The 16,949-nt window shown below is 72.2% G+C and carries 17 protein-coding genes and 3 pseudogenes; 16 read left to right on the forward strand and 4 right to left on the reverse strand.

The window, feature by feature from the left end; translation table 11 throughout:
* The 9 genes and pseudogenes from G3I53_RS32415 to mutM all read left to right on the forward strand — a co-directional run.
* A pseudogene (locus tag G3I53_RS32415) lies at window positions 1–598 on the forward strand (dihydroxyacetone kinase); the annotation flags it as partial.
* Between the two features lie 73 nt (window positions 599–671).
* Entirely contained in the window at window positions 672–2,939 is a 2,268-nt protein-coding gene (recG, locus tag G3I53_RS32420; RefSeq protein WP_164336355.1) for an ATP-dependent DNA helicase RecG, read from the forward strand.
* A 73-nt stretch (window positions 2,940–3,012) separates the two neighbouring features.
* Window positions 3,013–3,600 (forward strand): 16S rRNA (guanine(966)-N(2))-methyltransferase RsmD, encoded by a 588-nt coding sequence (gene rsmD / locus G3I53_RS32425; RefSeq protein WP_164336357.1) that lies wholly within the window; start codon window positions 3,013–3,015, stop codon window positions 3,598–3,600.
* A gap of 26 nt (window positions 3,601–3,626) precedes the next feature.
* Window positions 3,627–4,106: a pantetheine-phosphate adenylyltransferase gene (gene coaD, locus G3I53_RS32430; protein ID WP_164336359.1), complete on the forward strand. Its 480-nt coding sequence runs from the start codon at window positions 3,627–3,629 to the stop codon at window positions 4,104–4,106.
* A 132-nt stretch (window positions 4,107–4,238) separates the two neighbouring features.
* Entirely contained in the window at window positions 4,239–5,384 is a 1,146-nt protein-coding gene (locus G3I53_RS32435) for a cell division initiation protein (RefSeq protein WP_164336361.1), read from the forward strand.
* Window positions 5,385–5,558: 174 nt separating this feature from the next.
* Window positions 5,559–6,203 carry a DUF177 domain-containing protein gene (locus tag G3I53_RS32440; protein ID WP_164336363.1) on the forward strand — a complete coding sequence of 215 codons (645 nt, stop codon included), beginning with the start codon at window positions 5,559–5,561 and terminating at the stop codon, window positions 6,201–6,203.
* Between the two features lie 2 nt (window positions 6,204–6,205).
* Window positions 6,206–6,379, forward strand: coding sequence for a 50S ribosomal protein L32 (gene rpmF, locus G3I53_RS32445; RefSeq protein ID WP_003951102.1), 174 nt, complete (start codon window positions 6,206–6,208; stop codon window positions 6,377–6,379).
* Between the two features lie 19 nt (window positions 6,380–6,398).
* On the forward strand, window positions 6,399–7,217 hold the full coding sequence (rnc, locus tag G3I53_RS32450) for a ribonuclease III (protein WP_164345312.1): 819 nt from the start codon (window positions 6,399–6,401) through the stop codon (window positions 7,215–7,217).
* A 153-nt stretch (window positions 7,218–7,370) separates the two neighbouring features.
* Window positions 7,371–8,237, forward strand: coding sequence for a bifunctional DNA-formamidopyrimidine glycosylase/DNA-(apurinic or apyrimidinic site) lyase (mutM, locus tag G3I53_RS32455; protein ID WP_164336956.1), 867 nt, complete (start codon window positions 7,371–7,373; stop codon window positions 8,235–8,237).
* On the opposite strand, the gene G3I53_RS32460 is transcribed toward mutM, so the two are convergent.
* From G3I53_RS32460 to G3I53_RS32470, 3 genes are read right to left on the reverse strand one after another with little or no spacing between them, the layout of a single operon-like run.
* The gene (locus tag G3I53_RS32460) at window positions 8,210–8,611 is read right to left on the reverse strand and encodes a helix-turn-helix domain-containing protein (RefSeq protein WP_164336958.1); all 402 of its coding nucleotides are present in this window, start codon (window positions 8,609–8,611) and stop codon (window positions 8,210–8,212) included. The two genes, mutM and G3I53_RS32460, sit on opposite strands and share 28 nt — an antisense overlap.
* Window positions 8,612–8,626: 15 nt before the next feature.
* Entirely contained in the window at window positions 8,627–9,226 is a 600-nt protein-coding gene (locus G3I53_RS32465; RefSeq protein WP_164336960.1) for a GNAT family N-acetyltransferase, read from the reverse strand.
* Entirely contained in the window at window positions 9,223–9,459 is a 237-nt protein-coding gene (locus G3I53_RS32470; protein ID WP_164336962.1) for a hypothetical protein, read from the reverse strand. The genes G3I53_RS32465 and G3I53_RS32470 overlap by 4 nt, the downstream gene beginning before the upstream one ends.
* Before the next feature lie 282 nt (window positions 9,460–9,741).
* On the opposite strand from G3I53_RS32470, the gene G3I53_RS32475 reads away from it, so the two are divergent.
* The 4 genes and pseudogenes from G3I53_RS32475 to G3I53_RS34290 all read left to right on the forward strand — a co-directional run.
* Window positions 9,742–10,407 carry a hypothetical protein gene (locus G3I53_RS32475; protein ID WP_343240728.1) on the forward strand — a complete coding sequence of 222 codons (666 nt, stop codon included), beginning with the start codon at window positions 9,742–9,744 and terminating at the stop codon, window positions 10,405–10,407.
* 78 nt (window positions 10,408–10,485) lie between these two features.
* A complete protein-coding gene (locus G3I53_RS32480) occupies window positions 10,486–10,902 on the forward strand; it encodes a hypothetical protein (protein ID WP_164336966.1) in 417 nt (138 codons plus the stop codon).
* A gap of 554 nt (window positions 10,903–11,456) precedes the next feature.
* Window positions 11,457–12,101, forward strand: coding sequence for an SMI1/KNR4 family protein (locus G3I53_RS32485; RefSeq protein ID WP_164336968.1), 645 nt, complete (start codon window positions 11,457–11,459; stop codon window positions 12,099–12,101).
* A gap of 16 nt (window positions 12,102–12,117) precedes the next feature.
* Window positions 12,118–12,441 (forward strand): annotated as a pseudogene (locus tag G3I53_RS34290) (tyrosine-type recombinase/integrase); the annotation flags it as partial.
* A gap of 83 nt (window positions 12,442–12,524) precedes the next feature.
* Here G3I53_RS34290 and G3I53_RS34295 read toward each other — a convergent pair.
* A pseudogene (locus G3I53_RS34295) lies at window positions 12,525–13,379 on the reverse strand (CAP domain-containing protein); the annotation flags it as partial.
* A gap of 995 nt (window positions 13,380–14,374) precedes the next feature.
* Between G3I53_RS34295 and G3I53_RS32495 the strand changes: the two are divergent.
* The 3 genes from G3I53_RS32495 to G3I53_RS32505 all read left to right on the forward strand — a co-directional run.
* Window positions 14,375–14,656 (forward strand): acylphosphatase, encoded by a 282-nt coding sequence (locus G3I53_RS32495; protein ID WP_164334372.1) that lies wholly within the window; start codon window positions 14,375–14,377, stop codon window positions 14,654–14,656.
* 378 nt (window positions 14,657–15,034) lie between these two features.
* On the forward strand, window positions 15,035–15,238 hold the full coding sequence (locus G3I53_RS32500; protein ID WP_030824772.1) for a hypothetical protein: 204 nt from the start codon (window positions 15,035–15,037) through the stop codon (window positions 15,236–15,238).
* 263 nt (window positions 15,239–15,501) lie between these two features.
* A partial coding sequence (locus tag G3I53_RS32505; protein WP_164439039.1) for an AAA family ATPase occupies window positions 15,502–16,949 on the forward strand: 1,448 nt, incomplete at its 3' end.

Genomic DNA, 16,949 nt, shown 5'->3' on the forward strand with positions numbered 1-16,949 from the left:
CGCGACCACCGTGCTCGCCCGCCCCGGGGAGCCGCCCGCGAGCGGGGAGCTCGTGCAGGCCGCACGCCGTTCCGGGGCCCGCGAGGTCGTCCTGCTGCCCAACGACGCCGACCTGCGCCACACCGCCGCCGCGGCGGCCGACCAGGCCCGCGCCGAGGGCCTGCGGGTCGCCCTCATCCCGACCCGCTCCGCCGTCCAGGGCATCGCCGCGCTCGCCGTGCACGAGCCGGAGCGCCGGTTCGACGAGGACGTGGTGTCGATGACCTCGGCGGCGGGCGCGACCCGCTACGCCGAGGTCACGGTCGCCGAACGCCAGTCCTGGACCATGGCCGGCATCTGCCAGGCCGGGGACGTCCTCGGCCTCATCGACGGCGACGTGGCCGTCATCGGCCAGGAGGTCGCCGCCACGGCGTCCGCCGTGCTGGACCGCATGCTCGCGGCCGGCGGCGAGATGGTCACCCTGGTCGTCGGCGACGACGCCCCGGACACCGTCGCCGCCCACCTGGAGACCCGGGTCCGGGAGGGCTACCTGGCCGTCGACACGGTCGTCTACAGCGGCGGCCGGCAGGGCGCGCTGCTGCTGATCGGCGTGGAGTGAACGATCCACCGCCGGGACCCGGCCCGGCCCGGCGCGGCGCACGGTTCCCGCATTGTCGGTGCCGTGGTGTGCAATGGATCTCGTGCCCGCACTGGAAGAACCACTGAAGAAGGTGCTCGGCCCCGCCACCGCCAAGGTGATGGCCGAGCACCTCGGCCTGCACACCGTCGGCGACCTGCTGCACCACTACCCCCGCCGGTACGAGGAGCGCGGCCAGCTCACCCACCTGGCCGACCTCCCCATGGACGAGCACGTCACCGTCGTTGCCCAGGTCGCCGACGCCCGCCTGCACTCCTTCGCCTCCTCCCGCGCCCCGCGCGGCCGGGGCCAGCGCCTGGAGGTGACCATCACGGACGGCCACGGCCGCCTCCAGCTGGTCTTCTTCGGCAACGGCGTCCACAAGCCCCACAAGGAACTCCTCCCGGGCACCCGCGCGATGTTCGCGGGCAAGGTCTCCGTCTTCAACCGGCGCCTCCAACTGGCGCACCCCGCCTACGAGCTGCTGCGCGGCGACTCCGACGAGACGGTGGAGACCTGGGCCGGCGCGCTCATCCCCATCTACCCCGCCACCGCCAAGCTGGAGTCCTGGAAGATCGGCAAGGCGCTCCAGACGGTGCTGCCCAGCGCCCAGGAGGCCGTGGACCCGCTCCCCGCATCCCTGCGGGAGGGCCGCGGGCTGCTGCCGCTCCCCGAGGCCCTGCTGAAGATCCACCGCCCGCACACCCCGGCCGACATCGAGGACGCCCGCTCCCGCCTCAAGTGGGACGAGGCCTTCGTCCTCCAGGTCGCCCTCGCCCGGCGCCGCCACGCCGACGCCCAGCTCCCCGCCGTCGCCCGCCGGCCCAAGCCCGACGGCCTGCTCGCCGCCTTCGACGACCGCCTCCCCTTCACCCTCACCGAGGGCCAGCGCACGGTGTCCGGCGAGATCTTCCGCGACCTGGCGACCGAACACCCGATGCACCGGCTCCTCCAGGGCGAGGTCGGCAGCGGCAAGACGATGGTGGCCCTGCGGGCCATGCTCGCCGTCGTCGACGCCGGGGGACAGGCGGCCCTGCTGGCGCCCACCGAGGTGCTCGCCCAGCAGCATCACCGCTCGATCACGGAGATGATGGGCGAGCTGGCCAGTTGGGGGCTGTGGCGCGAAGCGCCTCCTCAGAAGGACGGTGGCGGGCGACGGGAGGGCGGGATGCTGGGCGGCGCGGAGAATGCCACCAAGGTGGTGCTGCTGACCGGGTCCATGGGAGCCGCGGCCCGCCGCCAGGCCCTCCTCGACCTGGTCACCGGCGAGGCCGGCATCGTCATCGGCACCCACGCGCTCATCGAGGACAAGGTCCAGTTCCACGACCTGGGGCTGGTCGTGGTCGACGAACAGCACCGCTTCGGTGTCGAACAGCGCGACGCCCTGCGCGGCAAGGGCAAGCAGCCCCCGCACCTGCTCGTGATGACCGCCACGCCCATCCCGCGCACGGTCGCCATGACCGTCTTCGGCGACCTGGAGACGTCCGTCCTGGACCAGCTCCCGGCCGGGCGTTCCCCCATCGCCAGCCATGTCGTCCCGGCCGCCGACAAGCCCCACTTCCTGGCCCGCGCCTGGGAACGCGTCCGCGAGGAGGTCGAGAAGGGCCACCAGGCCTACGTGGTCTGCCCCCGCATCGGCGACGAGGACGACGACCCGAAGGCGGCCAGGAAGAAGGCGACCGGGGCCGGCGGGGAGGACGCCGACCGGCGCCCGCCGCTGGCCGTCCTGGAGGTCGCCGACCAGCTCGCCGCGGGCCCCCTGAAGGGCCTGCGCGTGGAGGTCCTGCACGGCAGGATGCAGCCCGACGACAAGGACGCCGTGATGCGCCGCTTCGCCGCGGGCGACACCGACGTGCTGGTCGCCACGACCGTCATCGAGGTCGGCGTCAACGTGCCCAACGCCACCGCGATGGTGATCATGGACGCCGACCGCTTCGGCGTCTCCCAGCTCCACCAGCTGCGCGGACGCGTCGGCCGCGGCTCCGCCCCCGGCCTGTGCCTGCTGGTCACCGACATGCCCGAGGCGAGCCCCGCCCGGCAGCGGCTCGCCGCCGTCGCCTCCACCCTCGACGGCTTCGAGCTCTCCCGCATCGACCTCGAACAGCGCCGCGAGGGCGACGTCCTCGGCCAGGCCCAGTCCGGCACCCGCTCCAGCCTGCGCATGCTCGCCGTCATCGACGACGAGGAGGTCATCGCCGCGGCGCGGGAGGAGGCCGCGGCCGTCGTCGCCGCCGACCCCGACCTGACGGGACTGCCCGCCCTGCGCACCGCCCTGGACGCCCTGCTGGACGCGGAGCGGGAGCAGTACCTGGAGAAGGGCTGACAGACTGGGAGCGCCACCCACCGCGCCCACCGACCTCCGCACCGCCCACCGCACTCACCCAAGGACCGAGGACATGACCCGCGTGATCGCCGGCGCGGCCGGCGGACGCCGCCTGGCCGTACCGCCGGGGCAGGGAACCCGCCCCACCTCAGACCGTGCACGCGAGGGCCTGTTCTCCACCTGGCAGGCCCTGCTCGGCGGCCCCCTCGACGGCGAACGCGTCCTCGACCTCTACGCCGGCTCCGGCGCGGTCGGCCTGGAGGCCCTGTCCCGGGGAGCCGGTCACACCCTCCTCGTGGAGGCCGACGCGCGGGCCGTGCGCACCGTCCGGGCCAACGTGCGCTCCCTCGGTCTGCCCGGCGCCGAGGTCAGACCGGGCAAAGCCGAACAGATCGTCCGCGCCGCCCCAGCCGGGGAGCCGTACGACATCGCCTTCCTGGACCCCCCGTACGCCGTCTCCGACGACGATCTTCGCGAGATACTCCTCACACTCCGTTCGCAGGGGTGGCTCGCGGAGGACGCCCTCGTCACCGTGGAGCGCAGCACCAGAGGCGGGGAATTCGGGTGGCCGCCCGGCTTCGAACCGATCCGGGCCCGCCGCTACGGCGAGGGAACGTTTTGGTACGGTCGCGCCGCCTCTACGTGCGAAGACGCACGATGACCGGACCGGAGAGCGAGGGATCACAAGTGCGCCGCGCCGTATGCCCCGGGTCGTTCGACCCGATCACCAACGGACATCTCGACATCATTTCCCGCGCCTCCAGGCTCTACGACGAGGTCTACGTCGCGGTGATGATCAACCAGTCCAAGAGAGGGCTGTTCGAGATCGAGGAGCGGATCGACCTGATCCGCCGCGTCACCGCCGAGTACGGCAACGTCCGCGTCGAGGCCTTCCACGGCCTCCTCGTCGACTTCTGCAAGCAGCGCGACATCCCCGCCATCGTCAAGGGCCTGCGCGCGGTCAGCGACTTCGACTACGAGCTGCAGATGGCCCAGATGAACAACGGCCTGTCGGGCGTGGAGACCCTCTTCATCCCCACCAACCCCACCTACAGCTTCCTGTCGTCCTCCCTGGTCAAGGAGGTCGCCACCTGGGGCGGCGACGTCTCCCACCTGGTGCCGCCGGAGGTCCTCACAGCCCTGGCCGACCGCCTGCGCACGGACTGACGCCGAGCGGGAACACCTCCCGCGCCCGGGCCGGACGCCGCCGATCCGCCGGTCGGTGTCCCCCCGGCGGGCCGGGGCCGTACAGTCGTCCCGTCCGTCTCCAACACAGCTGTAGAGAGTGGCGAGCACACGGTGGACGTGCAGAAGAAGCTCGACGAGATCGTCGCCGCGGTCTCCAGTGCCCGGTCGATGCCCATGTCGGCGTCGTGCGTGGTCAACCGCGCCGAACTGCTCGCGATGCTCGACGAGGTGCGCGCGGCGCTGCCCGACTCCCTCGCCCAGGCACAGGAGTTGATCGGCGGCCGGGAGCAGATGGTCGAGCAGGCCCGCCAGGAGGCCGAGCGGATCATCGAGACCGCGCACGCCGAGCGCGGCTCCCTGGTCTCCGGCACCGAGATCGCCCGCCGCTCCCAGGCCGAGGCCGACCGGATCCTCTCCGAGGCCCGCCAGGAGGCCGAGGAGATCCGCGCCGAGGCCGACGACTACGTCGACTCCAAGCTGGCCAACTTCGAGGTCGTCCTGACCAAGACCCTCGGCTCCGTCGGCCGGGGACGCGAGAAGCTGCTCGGCACCGGCCCCGGCCTCGACGAGCAGGGCTACGAGGACGAGGACGCCCCCGAGCGCAGCCACGACCCCGAGACCCTGCGCCGCGACGCCGACGCCTACGTCGACGTCAAGCTGGGCGCCTTCGAGGCGGTCCTCGCCAAGACCCTGGAGGCCGTCGGCCGGGGCCGGCAGAAACTGCACGGCCGGATCGCCACCGATGATCTCGGCGCCCTCTCCGACGACCTCTCGACCGTCCAGCACTCCAGCGACGCCGACTACCTCGCCGACCTCGCGGCGCTCTCCGACGCCCCGGCCCGCCGGGACCGGCAGCCGGCCCAGCCGGACCACGCGCCGCAGCAGCCCGAGCCCCAGCCGGTGTACGCGCAGCAGGACCAGCAGGCCGCCTACGCCCAGCAGGACCAGCAGCAGGACTACGGCTACCAGCAGCCCCAGCAGCCCCAGCAGCCCCAGCAGCCCGACCCCTACGGCGGCTACCAGCAGCACCAGCAGTACCCCGGGCAGCAGGACCCCTACGGCTACCCGCAGCAGGCCGACCCGTACGCCGCCTACCAGGGCTACGACCCCCAGCAGGCCGCCTACGACCCGGGACAGGCGCAGCAGGGGTACGTCCCCCAGCAGGCGCCGTCCCTGGACGAGACCAGCCTGTTCGACACCAGCATGATCAGCGCGGACCAGTTGCGGGCCTACGAACAGGGCCGCGGCAACGGCTGACGGCCCCGGCCCGGGCGCCCCGGACGACCGAATTGGGCCGAGAGCCGATGGTCCAGTATCCTGGCTCATCGGTCGCGTGCGCGCTCTGCTGACTTCGTGGACGTCCGCGATCAGCGCTGCCCGGAACACCGCGCGGCAGCGTCTCCCCCCAGAGCTCGAAGACCGAAAGCAGGAATGGCCCTGAACGCCCGCCTCGACCACCGCAACCCCCTCGTGTTCGACACGCACGAGCTGGGACGGCGTCCTGGTGCGCTCCAGCGCCTGAACCGCACGGTGGACGCCCCCAAGGACCTCGGTATCAAGGGAGTCGTCGGAGTGCCGGAAGGCGCTCCGGTGGAGCTCGATCTCCGACTCGAGTCGGTCATGGAAGGTGTGCTCGTCACCGGCACCGCCCGTGCGACGGCCGAGGGGGAGTGCGTAAGGTGTCTGGAGCCGCTCGGGCTGGAGCTCGCAGCGGACTTCCAGGAGATGTTCTCGTACCCTGACGCCGACGACCGGGGCCGCGTCACCGCGGAGCCGGGCGACGACGCCGAGGACGACGAGGACAGGCTCTTTCTCGAGGACGGCCTGTTCGACCTCGAGCCTGTGCTGCGCGATGCGGTGGTGCTCGCACTGCCGATGCAGCCGGTGTGCCAGGAAGACTGCCCGGGTCTGTGTTCCGAATGCGGAGCGCGTCTCGCGGACGACCCGGAACACCACCACAACGCCGTCGACATCCGTTGGGCGGCACTGCAGGGACTCGCCGACACCATGAAGGACGGCGAGAAGGACGAGATGAGCGGCGCCGAACCTGGCGTCGACGAGAAGCAGGAGAAGTAGCCGTGGCTGTTCCGAAGCGGAAGATGTCGCGCAGCAACACGCGCCACCGCCGGTCGCAGTGGAAGGCTGCGGTCCCCACCCTGGTTGCGTGCGAGCGCTGCCACGAGCCCAAGCAGCAGCACATCGCGTGCCCGTCGTGCGGCACCTACAACAAGCGCCAGGTCCTCGAGGTCTGAGCGGCTGGTGAGAGGCACTGTGTCCACGCCGAAGAAGAACTCTGCGGACCACCAGGCCTCGTCCCACACGCTTCTGGAAGGGCGGCTCGGCTATCAGGTCGAGTCCGCCCTTCTGGTGCGAGCGCTGACCCATCGCTCCTACGCGTACGAGAACGGCGGTCTGCCGACGAACGAACGGCTGGAGTTCCTCGGGGACTCCGTGCTCGGCCTCGTCGTCACGGACACGCTGTACCGCACCCACCCCGACCTGCCCGAGGGCCAGCTGGCCAAGCTGCGGGCCGCGGTGGTCAACTCGCGTGCGCTGGCGGAGGTGGGCCGCGGGCTCGACCTGGGTTCCTTCATCCGGCTCGGCCGCGGTGAAGAGGGCACGGGCGGCCGGGACAAGGCATCCATCCTCGCCGACACCCTCGAAGCGGTGATCGGCGCCGTCTACCTCGACCAGGGTCTCGACGCGGCCTCCGAACTGGTGCACCGCCTGTTCGACCCGCTGATCGAGAAGTCGTCGAACCTCGGAGCCGGCCTGGACTGGAAGACCAGCCTCCAGGAGCTCACCGCGACCGAAGGACTCGGAGTGCCCGAGTACCTGGTCACGGAGACCGGCCCCGACCATGAGAAGACCTTCACTGCTGCCGCCCGCGTCGGAGGCGTCTCGTACGGCACCGGCACCGGCCGCAGCAAGAAGGAGGCGGAGCAGCAGGCAGCCGAGTCCGCATGGCGCGCCATCCGCGCCGCCGCGGACGAGCGGGCCAAAGCGGCGGCCGAGGCCGAGCAGGCCGTCGAGGCCGCCGAGGCCGAAGCCTCCGCGCAGGGCGCCGACGCCCCGTCGGCCCCCGCCTGACGCCCGCCGTGCCCCTCACCCGGCGGTGAGGAGCACGACCGAAGCGACGCGAGCGCCCGCCCCCGCCCGGGGCGGGCGCTCGCCGCTGAGCACCGGTACGGAACAAGGGGCCCGGCAACCGGTACGCGAGAACAGGGCCCGAGGGGAAACGCCATGCCCGAGCTGCCCGAGGTCGAGGTCGTCCGGCGCGGACTGCTCCGGTGGGTCGCCCACCGGACCGTCGCCGACGCCGAGGTGCTGCACCCGCGTGCGGTGCGCCGCCACCTCGCCGGACCCGACGACTTCACGCACCGCCTGCGGGGCCACCGCATGGGCACCCCCAGCCGCCGCGGCAAGTACCTGTGGCTGCCCCTGGAGGACACCGGCCAGGCCGTCCTCGCCCACCTCGGCATGAGCGGCCAGCTGCTCGTGCAGCCGCACTCCGCGCCCGACGAGAAGCACCTCCGCGTCCGCGTCCGCTTCACCGACGGCCCGGCGGGCGACACCGAACTGCGCTTCGTGGACCAGCGCACCTTCGGCGGCCTGTCCCTGCACGACACCACCCCGGACGGCCTGCCCGACGTCATCGCCCACATCGCCCGCGACCCGCTCGACCCCCTCTTCGACGAGGACGCCTTCCACCGGGCGCTGCGCCGCAAGCGCACCACGGTCAAGCGCGCCCTGCTCGACCAGTCACTGATCAGCGGGGTCGGCAACATCTACGCGGACGAGGCGCTGTGGCGGGCCCGCATCCACTACGAACGCCCCACCGCGACCCTCACCCGGCCGCGCACCCTCGTCCTCCTCGGACACGTCCGGGACGTCATGAACGCCGCTCTCGCGGTGGGCGGCACCAGCTTCGACAGCCTGTACGTCAACGTCAACGGGGAATCCGGCTACTTCGACCGCTCCCTGGACGCCTACGGCCGCGAAGGACTGCCCTGCCGCCGCTGCGGCACCCCGATCCGCCGCCGGCCCTGGATGAACCGGTCCAGCTACTACTGCCCCCGGTGTCAGCGGGCGCCGCGGGCCGTGTCGTAGCGCTCCCGGGCCTCCAGCACGGCGTCCATACGGCTCTCCACGGACCGGATGAGCGCGAGCAGCCGTCCCGCGACCTCACGGCCCAGCGGGGTCAGTTCGTAGTCCACCCGCGGCGGATTCGTCGGCTGCGCCTCGCGGTGCACCAGACCGTCGCGCTCCAGCGCCTGCAGCGTCTGGGACAGCATCTTCTCGCTGACCCCGTCGACCCGCCGCCGCAGCTCGTTGAACCGCAGCGAACCCCCGTACAGGGCCCCGAGCGTGAGCGATCCCCAGCGCCCGGTCACGTGCTCCAGCGTGCTCCGGGAGGGGCAGGCCCGGGCGAACACGTCGTACGGCAGGCCGTCCGCCGCCGTTTCCCGCTGCACGCTCGTCATGTTCACGAGATTACGTCAGTCGGCACCGACGGGCAGAACGCGCTGACCACCGGCAAGCGGCGGGCCCGGCCGCCACACGCCGAACCACTGCTCGGCGCCCCACTCCTCGAAGCGGTCCACCTCGGTGAAGCCCAGTCGCGCCGCGAGGCGCAGCGAGCGGACGTTGGCCACCTGCGTGCAGAGCACCACCGGCTCGCCGGGCAGCGTCGCGGCCACCAGGCCGAGGACCGCCGCACACGCCTCGGCGGCATACCCGTGCCCCCACGCCTCCGGGAGCAGCAGGTACCCGAGTTCGACCTCGCCGCCCTGCGGCCGGACGTGCCCCGGCCGCCGCGGCCCGCGCCGCTTCAGCTCGACGGTGCCGATCATCTCCCCGTCGCGGTCGATCACGAAGACACCGGGCCGCCGCCCCGGCACCCGGGGCACCACCTGCTCCAGCTCCTCCCGCGGCCGGGCCCCGCCGAGGTGGGCGTAGACCTCGGGCGACGACAGCAGCGCGATGAAGCGTCCCCGGTCCCGCGCCTCGGCCTGCCGCAGCACGAGCCGGGCGGTACGCAGGGGCGCGGGCGGGGTGGCGAAGGGGCCGGAGGGTGGGCCGGGGGCGGGGGTGGTCATGGCGATCGCACCGGCCGGCTCAAGGACGGTGAGGGCCACACGCGTGGTGAGCGCGGTCGCACCGCCCCGGACCCGTGGATCACCCGGCCGTTCCGCGCCCGCACCAGCCGCGCCCGCTCGATGCGGAGCCCGTCGGCGTTCTCCGTACGGCCGTTCTGCCGCCGCAGGAGCACGACGACCAGCCCCAGCGCCGCCACCCCCAGCAGTCCGAACAGGATGCCCAGCTCCACCATGCGTGTCCCCCCGTGCGAGCGCTGCCGGTACGAACTGCCCAGGGTAATACCGGAGTTGCCGCGACGCGCGGGCGCAGGGTGCGGTCCCGGCCGGGCCGTCAGGCGGACGGCCCGATGCGATGCGTGCCCGGCTGCGGGGGCAGACCGTTCCGTCCAGCGGGTGCGGCGGCCGCACAGGGCGCTGCACCGCCGCCGTCCACGGGCCAGGGGGCGGCCCGCGTCCCATATCATGATCCGGCTTCTGACCTGAGGGGGACATGCGTGCGAACGACACCGACCACCGTGACAGCCATCCTGGCCTGCCTGGTCCTGGGAGGAACCGCGACCGGCTGTGCGGACGACGACGGAGCCCAGTCCCCTTCCGCCGGCCACATGCTCGACGAGGCGAACACGACGATGCGCGCCCTGACCTCGGTCACCGTCGAGACGGTCACCGAGGTCACCGACGGCGACGACCGCTCCAGCCGTCTGACGACCGACCTGGAGGGCACCTGCGCGTTCACGACGACCTCGGCCTCGGGTGCCCGCCTCGAACAGATCCGGATCGACGGGACGGACTACGTCAAGCCGAACCGGGCCTACCTGGAGGAGTCGGGCTACCCCGGCTCCGGAAAGGGCAAGCAGAACCGTTGGGCCAAGGTGCCGGCCGACAGGTCGCAACCGGGCAACGGACTCTCCTCGTGCACGCACGAGTTCGCCTCGTTCGGCCGGCCGGAGAAGGGCGAACCGACCGAGATCGACGGCACTGCGGCGATACCGTTGAAGGTGGCCGAGAAGGACGGCACCTACACCTTCTACGTCGCCACCGAGGGCAAGCCGTACCTCCTGAAGGTCGTCTACCGGGACGACGTTTTCCACACCACCACGTCGTTCAGCGCCTTCGACGAGCCGTTGGACGTCCGGCCCCCGGACAAGGCCGATGTCCTGGACATGAGCGGTGTCGGCTGACGAGATGAGTCGAGGGGGCTTGCAGTGCAGACCGGAGACAGCCTGACGAGCCGGCTCGCTCGGTGGTGAGGGGAGCAGGTGTCCACTCTGATCAACGCGGTGGATGTCCGTCCGCGCGTGTACTACAGGACCATCCAGATCGGCCCCATCCTCTTCGAACAAGCGCCGACGGAGGACGAGATCGTTCAGATCCCCGGGGAGGGCTGGAGCCTCACCTCCAGCGACAACGATTTCTACCCTTTGGTGCGTTTAGAGGTGTGGGACGGTCCCGCGCCTCACCCATCAGGCTCATGGGAGTACGAACGGACTTTCCGTTCTCCGATGGCAGATCACCTCGCGGTGCTCGACCTGGGGGGCGTCTGCTACGGCGAACTTCCGCTGCGGCCGGGGCACTACCACCTGCGTTTGCTCTGCCGAGGACGAGATCATGTCGAGGCTCTGCTCGCGCTCGATGATCCCCTTGAGGTGTGGGTCGTCCAGCTCTGGCCTGCCTGAGAAGCCGCATCCCCACCGATCCCGGACCGTGGGGATCACACGGAGTTCCTGGCCGGGCGGTCATCCGGCGGTACGCGCACGACCGCAGCACCACCCGGTAGCCCGGGGGTGCGATCCCACTCCACCTGCTTCCCGGCCCCCTGTTGTCCTTGTCCGGCTCTGATCGCAGCGCCGTAAGGCCCGGAACCGGACTCGGGGTTCCCCTCGCGGACAAGGTGCCCCCTCATCGCCTTTCGGGGGCACCAACCGCCGGCGGTTGCGGATCAGGTCGCTCCCGATGAGGTGACTGCCCTCCGGACACGGCCCACGAGGGCCCCTGGTTGCGACCTGCGGTTGTCTCGTACCCGAAGAAGTGACGCGGCACCCTTCCGGCCTGCACGCCCTCCAGCGCCGTCCTTCTGGCCTGCGGGTCAGCGGTCGGCGGCTGTCGTCGCCTGCCATCGTTGAGTGCCCTCACACGGCCCAGAGACGGCCCTGGTCGGACATACCGGGGTCACGGCCACCGTCTGACTGTCCCCCGGGGGTGTCAGTACCAGGTGGCACGATGCCGTGCCATGACCGCACCGATCAGTGAGTCGTGGACGCGCATCGAGAACTGGCTGGCCGAGCACGCCCCGGCGACCTACGCCGCGCTGGCGCCGCCCGCGGATCCGGCGGACATCGCCGAGGCCGAACGTGTCATCGGCCGGCCACTGCCGAGGCCCGTGGTGAGGTCGCTGCTGCGGCACGATGGTCTTCTCGATCAGCGGGGCTCGCTGCTGCCAGCCTGCTACCGACCGATGAGTGCACGCGAGATCGCGGCTGCGTGGCAACTTCTCACCGGCTTCTACGACCAGCGCACGGCGGATGAGAAAGGAGCGGAGGCGGACCACGACTTCATGAAGCTCGGGTTCAGCAGCGTCCTGTTCGGCCACCCGCAGTTGATTCCCGTCGCGCGGGACGTCGGCGGGGGGCACCTCGTGCTGGACCACCGCCCCGAGGCCGACCGGGGGCGCGTCCACGCAGCCGAGGCCGTGGAAGGCGTCATGCGCTTACCGCACGAGATGTGGGCGTCCCTGCCGGTGCTCATGGCGGCGATCGCCACGTCTCTCGAGACCTCACGACCCCTCGGCCGCTACGCGCCGGTAGTGGACGAGGAGCAGAGGCTGGACTGGGACTTCCTGCCGCTGCGCGGTGAGCGGACCGTGCATCGGTCATGAGGCGGCAGCGGGCAGTGAGGTCACCTCGCCGTGGAAGACGCTCGATGGTCCTCCGGTCACGGCGTCGCTCATCTTCACCGGCTCCACGGGCCCGGCACTCGACCGGAAACGCTTCGGCGATCGGGTCTGGCGGCCGGCACTCCGGGCTGCGGGCGTCGAGGCGGGACGCCACAACGGCATGCACGCGGTGCGACACTTCTGCGCGTCGGTCCTCCTGGACGCGGGGAGAACATGAGGGCTCTGAGCGAGTACCTGGGCCACCATGACCCCCGGCTTCACCCTGAGGACGTACACGCACTCGATGCCGTCCGGTGAGACCCGGACCCGGGCCGCCGTGGATCGCGACTGCCAGGACGACGACCCTGCGGAAGCCGGCCCGGAGACGGCCCAGGGCCCGGTTCAGGCTCCTGACCCGCGGTTGTCTCAGTACCCGAAGTTCTGCGTCCACCACGGCCCGCCCGGGCCCATGTGGACGCCGACGCCGAGGGTCTTGAAGTCGCAGTTCAGGATGTTCGCCTTGTGACCGGGGCTGTTCATCCAGGCCTCCATCACGGCTGCGGCGTCGGCCTGGCCGCGGGCGATGTTCTCACCGCCGAGGTCGGCTATGCCGGCCACCTTGGCGCGGTCCCAGGGGGTCGCGCCGTCGGGGTCGGTGTGGTCGAAGAAGCCGCGCTCGGCCATGTCGTCGCTGAACGCCTTCGCGAGACCCGCCAGGGCGCTGTCCGCGGCGACGGGACGGCATCCGACCTTGGCGCGCTCCTGATTGACCAGCCTCAGGACCTGGGCACTGGCGGCCTGCTCGGCGGACGTGGAACCCGGGCCGGCGGGCTTCTTGGTGGACGGGTCGGCCTTGCGGGGCGGGTTCTTGCGCTCGGGCGTCTTCTCGTCGGGGGTGGCGGACGGAGTGCGCGCCTCCTCCTTCTCCTCGCCCTTCTCCGCTTCCTTTTCCTTCTCCGGGGTCTCGGCCGGAGCGGCGGGGGCGGACGGGGAGGCCTCCGGCGAGGTGGCGCGGTCGCCGTCGCGGCTCGCCGGGGAGCCGGCCTCGCGGCCCGGGCTCTCCAGGCTGCCGGAGGAGCCGCCCTGTCCGGCGGGGGAGTTGGTGGGCACGCCGCCGGCCTCGACGCCGTCACTGGGCGCGCTGTCGCCGCCCAGCTTGTAGTTCTCCAGGCCGGGGACCGCGCCCGTGGCCACCGCGACGGTGCCGATGGCGACCGCGGCGGAGACGCCGAGCAGGCCGCTGCGGACGGGGGTGCCGGTCTTCTTCTTCCGGCGCCGGTGTCCGGGCGCACGCCGGACCCCGCCGCCGGGCGGGAGGCCCTCGTCGGCGTGGCGGGCGTCCACGGTGCCCTCGGGGAGGCCGTCGGAGAACCGGTCCGGGGCGAGGTCGCCCTCCGGCAGCCCCTCGCCGGCGAACGGGTCACCGGGGAAGGGGTCGTCGGGGAAGTCCGGGCCGAAGGGGTCGGCGGCGAAGCGGTGGCCGGGCAGCGGGTCGTCGGCGAACGCGTCGTGCGGGCGGCCGCCGGGCAGGCCCTGCGAAGAGCGGTCGAACGCGTGGCCGTCGTAGGGGTGTCCGCCGTAAGGGTGTGCGCCGTAAGGGTGTGCGCCGGCCGGTGCGTCGTGGCCGGGGACGGCAGGGCCGCCGGGGACGTCATGGCCGGGGAAGGCGGGGCCGGTGATCCCGCCGGTCGGGAAGACCTGGGTGGCCGGGCCGTGTGCGGCGTCCGGTGCGGCCGGGAAGACGGCGGTGTCCTGGTAGGAGGCGGTGCCCTGGTAGGAGGTGTCGGCGAAGGCGGTGCCGCCGGCCGGAGCGGCGGGGGAGTCCTGGAACGGCACGCCGTACGGGTCGGCGGCCGCGGCCGCGGGGGCGGCGGAACCGGCGTCCGGGGCGCCCTCGGCGTCCGGCGTGGCGTACAGGTAGGCCTCGCTCTTCGCGTAGGTCTCGGCGTACGCGGCCGGGTTCAGATAGGGCGCGATGCCCATCGTGGGCCGGTCGGCGGCGTGGGCGTCCAGCAGGCCGTCGTGGCCCGCGTCCTGGGAGCCGTCGTGTTGAGTGACCCCCGTGGCGCGGCCCGTGGCGGCGCGGCCGGCGGCTGAGCGTCGGTGGCGTCCCATGTCCTGGCCTTCCTCGTCCTTGCGGTCGACTCGTCCTCGCGATCACCACGAAACTCACACCATCGAGTGAGTTTCATATGAGATTCATTGGGTCGGGACGGTACCGCATGCCGCCAGGGGACCGTGTGCCCGGTGTGACATTGTCCGGTTAGGTTGCAGTCATGAGCGAGGATGTGCGACTGGTCGCCTGGGTGCGCGGGCGGGTCCAGGGGGTCGGTTTCCGCTGGTTCACCCGGGCCAAGGCCCTGGAACTCGGCGCCCTGAGTGGTTTTGCTCTCAATCTGGGCGACGGGCGGGTGCAGGTGGTCGCCGAGGGTCCCCGGCCGCGCTGCGAAGCGCTCCTGGACTGGCTGCGGGACGGCGACACGCCCGGGCGCGTGGACGGAGTCACCGAGATCTGGGACACACCGCGCGGCGGCTACGACGGCTTCGCCATCCGCTGAGGACCGCCGCCCCGGGGCGCCGCACGCGGGCCGCGCGGCCCGCACGATCCGGGTCCGGAACGGAAAACGTCCTGGTGATTGCGGAAAGCCGCTTGTGGCGGAGCCCGCGGACCGACAGGATGGCCGCCACGTCCCCAGGACCCGGAGAGATCGCGACGCCGCCGCCGTGCGGCCGTATGCACCCGGTTGTCCGCCAATACGGGGCGTGATCGTGTTGACCGTCAAACTTTTTGGTGAGACGCTGAAAGCCCCGCGCACCTTAGCTGTTTGGCATGGCTGAACGGCAGCACAACTGCAAGCCTGCCGAGCACCGGCGGTGCGAATCCCTCACGACCCACACCGCATCGGTCGGTCACTCATTGTGGAGGACCATCCATCATGGCAAAGGCGCTTCTCGGTTACGTCGGCGGCTCCGACCCGCGACTCCTCGCCGAGATGCGACGGCTCCAGCAGCGCGTCCAGGACCTGGAATCCGAGCTCGTACGGATCCAGGCCGAGAAGGACGCGCTGGCGGCTGCCGCTTCTCACGACAGGATCATGGAGAGCGTTGACGCACACCAGGCGGAGCCTGCGCTGACCTGATCACTGCACCGCTCCACGAACAGCACCGCAGTGGTCGGGCCGCTCATCTCACCCGCCATATTGTCTGAAGTGCAAGGGACGCCTCGGCGTCCCTTCTTTCTTGGCTTCCCCGCCTCCGATGCCCCCGCGTACCGGCCCGCCCCTCGGGTTCCTTGCCCCGCGCATCCTTTCACCGTCTTCAACGTCTGGTGTGCCCTTCCCGTTCACCGGTGAAACCGCGCGTTCATGGAGTGAGACCTCCCCGGCCGGTAAAGTCCGGCGGCGTGCACCTCAAGGCCCTGACCCTCCGCGGCTTCAAGTCGTTCGCCTCCGCGACCACGCTCCGGTTCGAACCGGGCATCACGTGCGTCGTCGGTCCGAACGGCTCGGGCAAGTCCAACGTGGTGGACGCGCTCAGCTGGGTCATGGGGGAACAGGGCGCCAAGTCGCTGCGCGGCGGCAAGATGGAGGACGTCATCTTCGCCGGCACCACCGGCCGCCCCCCGCTGGGCCGGGCCGAGGTGTCGCTGACCATCGACAACTCCGACGGGGCGCTGCCCATCGAGTACGCCGAGGTCACCATCACGCGGATCATGTTCCGCAACGGCGGCAGCGAGTACCAGATCAACGGCGACACCTGCCGGCTGCTCGACATCCAGGAACTGCTCTCCGACTCCGGCATCGGCCGCGAGATGCACGTCATCGTCGGCCAGGGCCAGCTCGACTCCGTGCTGCACGCCGACCCAATGGGCCGCCGCGCGTTCATCGAGGAGGCCGCCGGCGTCCTCAAGCACCGCAAGCGCAAGGAGAAGGCGCTGCGCAAGCTGGACGCGATGCAGGCCAACCTCGCGCGGGTGCAGGACCTCACCGACGAGCTGCGCCGCCAGCTCAAGCCGCTCGGCCGGCAGGCGGCCGTGGCCCGGCGGGCCGCCGTCATCCAGGCCGACCTGCGCGACGCCCGGCTGCGCCTGCTCGCCGACGACCTGGTGCGGCTGCGGGAGGCGCTCGCCGCCGAGGTCGCCGACGAGGCCGCCCTCAAGGAACGCAAGGAGGCGGCCGAGCAGGCCCTGGGGAAGGCCCTGCGGCGGGAGGCCGAGCTGGAGGAGGAGGTGCGCCGCCTCACCCCGCGCATGCAGACCGCCCAGCAGACCTGGTACGAGCTGTCCCGGCTCGCCGAGCGGGTGCGCGGCACGGTCTCCCTGGCCGACGCGCGGGTGCAGAGCGCCACCTCCGCCCCGCCGGAGGAACGCCGCGGCCGGGACCCGGAGGACCTGGAGCGCGAGGCCGCCCGCGTCCGCGAGCAGGAGGCCGAACTGGAAGCCGCCCTGGAGGCGGCCGAACGCGCGCTGGAGGACACCGTCGCCCACCGCGCCGAACTGGAGCGCGAACTCGCCCAGGAGGAGCGGCGCCTGAAGGACGTCGCCCGGGCCATCGCCGACCGCCGGGAGGGCCTGGCCCGGCTCAAGGGGCAGGTCGGCGCCGCCCGGTCCCGGGCCGCCGCGGCCCAGGCCGAGATCGAACGGCTGGCGGCCGCCCGTGACGAGGCCCAGGAGCGGGCCGTCGCCGCCCAGGAGGAGTACGAGGCGCTCCAGGCCGAGGTGGACGGCCTCGACGTGGACGACGCCGAACTGGCCGAGCGGCACGAGACGGCCCGGCAGCGGCTCGCGGAGGCCGAGGCCGGGCTCACCGCCGCCCGCGAGGCGGCCACCGCCGCCGAACGCGCGCGGGCCGC

This window comes from Streptomyces sp. SID14436 (assembly GCF_010548465.1).
In the GTDB taxonomy this organism is placed as follows: domain Bacteria; phylum Actinomycetota; class Actinomycetes; order Streptomycetales; family Streptomycetaceae; genus Streptomyces.

Bases quoted from the DNA above. Each gene is read 5' to 3' on its own strand.
- recG (WP_164336355.1), top strand. From the start codon at position 672: ATGGATCTCGTGCCCGCACTGGAAGAACCACTGAAGAAGGTGCTCGGC.
- rsmD (WP_164336357.1), top strand. From the start codon at position 3,013: ATGACCCGCGTGATCGCCGGCGCGGCCGGCGGACGCCGCCTGGCCGTA.
- G3I53_RS32440 (WP_164336363.1), top strand. From the start codon at position 5,559: ATGGCCCTGAACGCCCGCCTCGACCACCGCAACCCCCTCGTGTTCGAC.
- mutM (WP_164336956.1), top strand. From the start codon at position 7,371: ATGCCCGAGCTGCCCGAGGTCGAGGTCGTCCGGCGCGGACTGCTCCGG.
- G3I53_RS32460 (WP_164336958.1), bottom strand. From the start codon at position 8,611: ATGACGAGCGTGCAGCGGGAAACGGCGGCGGACGGCCTGCCGTACGAC.
- G3I53_RS32465 (WP_164336960.1), bottom strand. From the start codon at position 9,226: ATGACCACCCCCGCCCCCGGCCCACCCTCCGGCCCCTTCGCCACCCCG.
- G3I53_RS32470 (WP_164336962.1), bottom strand. From the start codon at position 9,459: ATGGTGGAGCTGGGCATCCTGTTCGGACTGCTGGGGGTGGCGGCGCTG.
- G3I53_RS32485 (WP_164336968.1), top strand. From the start codon at position 11,457: ATGACCGCACCGATCAGTGAGTCGTGGACGCGCATCGAGAACTGGCTG.
- G3I53_RS32495 (WP_164334372.1), top strand. From the start codon at position 14,375: ATGAGCGAGGATGTGCGACTGGTCGCCTGGGTGCGCGGGCGGGTCCAG.
- G3I53_RS32500 (WP_030824772.1), top strand. From the start codon at position 15,035: ATGGCAAAGGCGCTTCTCGGTTACGTCGGCGGCTCCGACCCGCGACTC.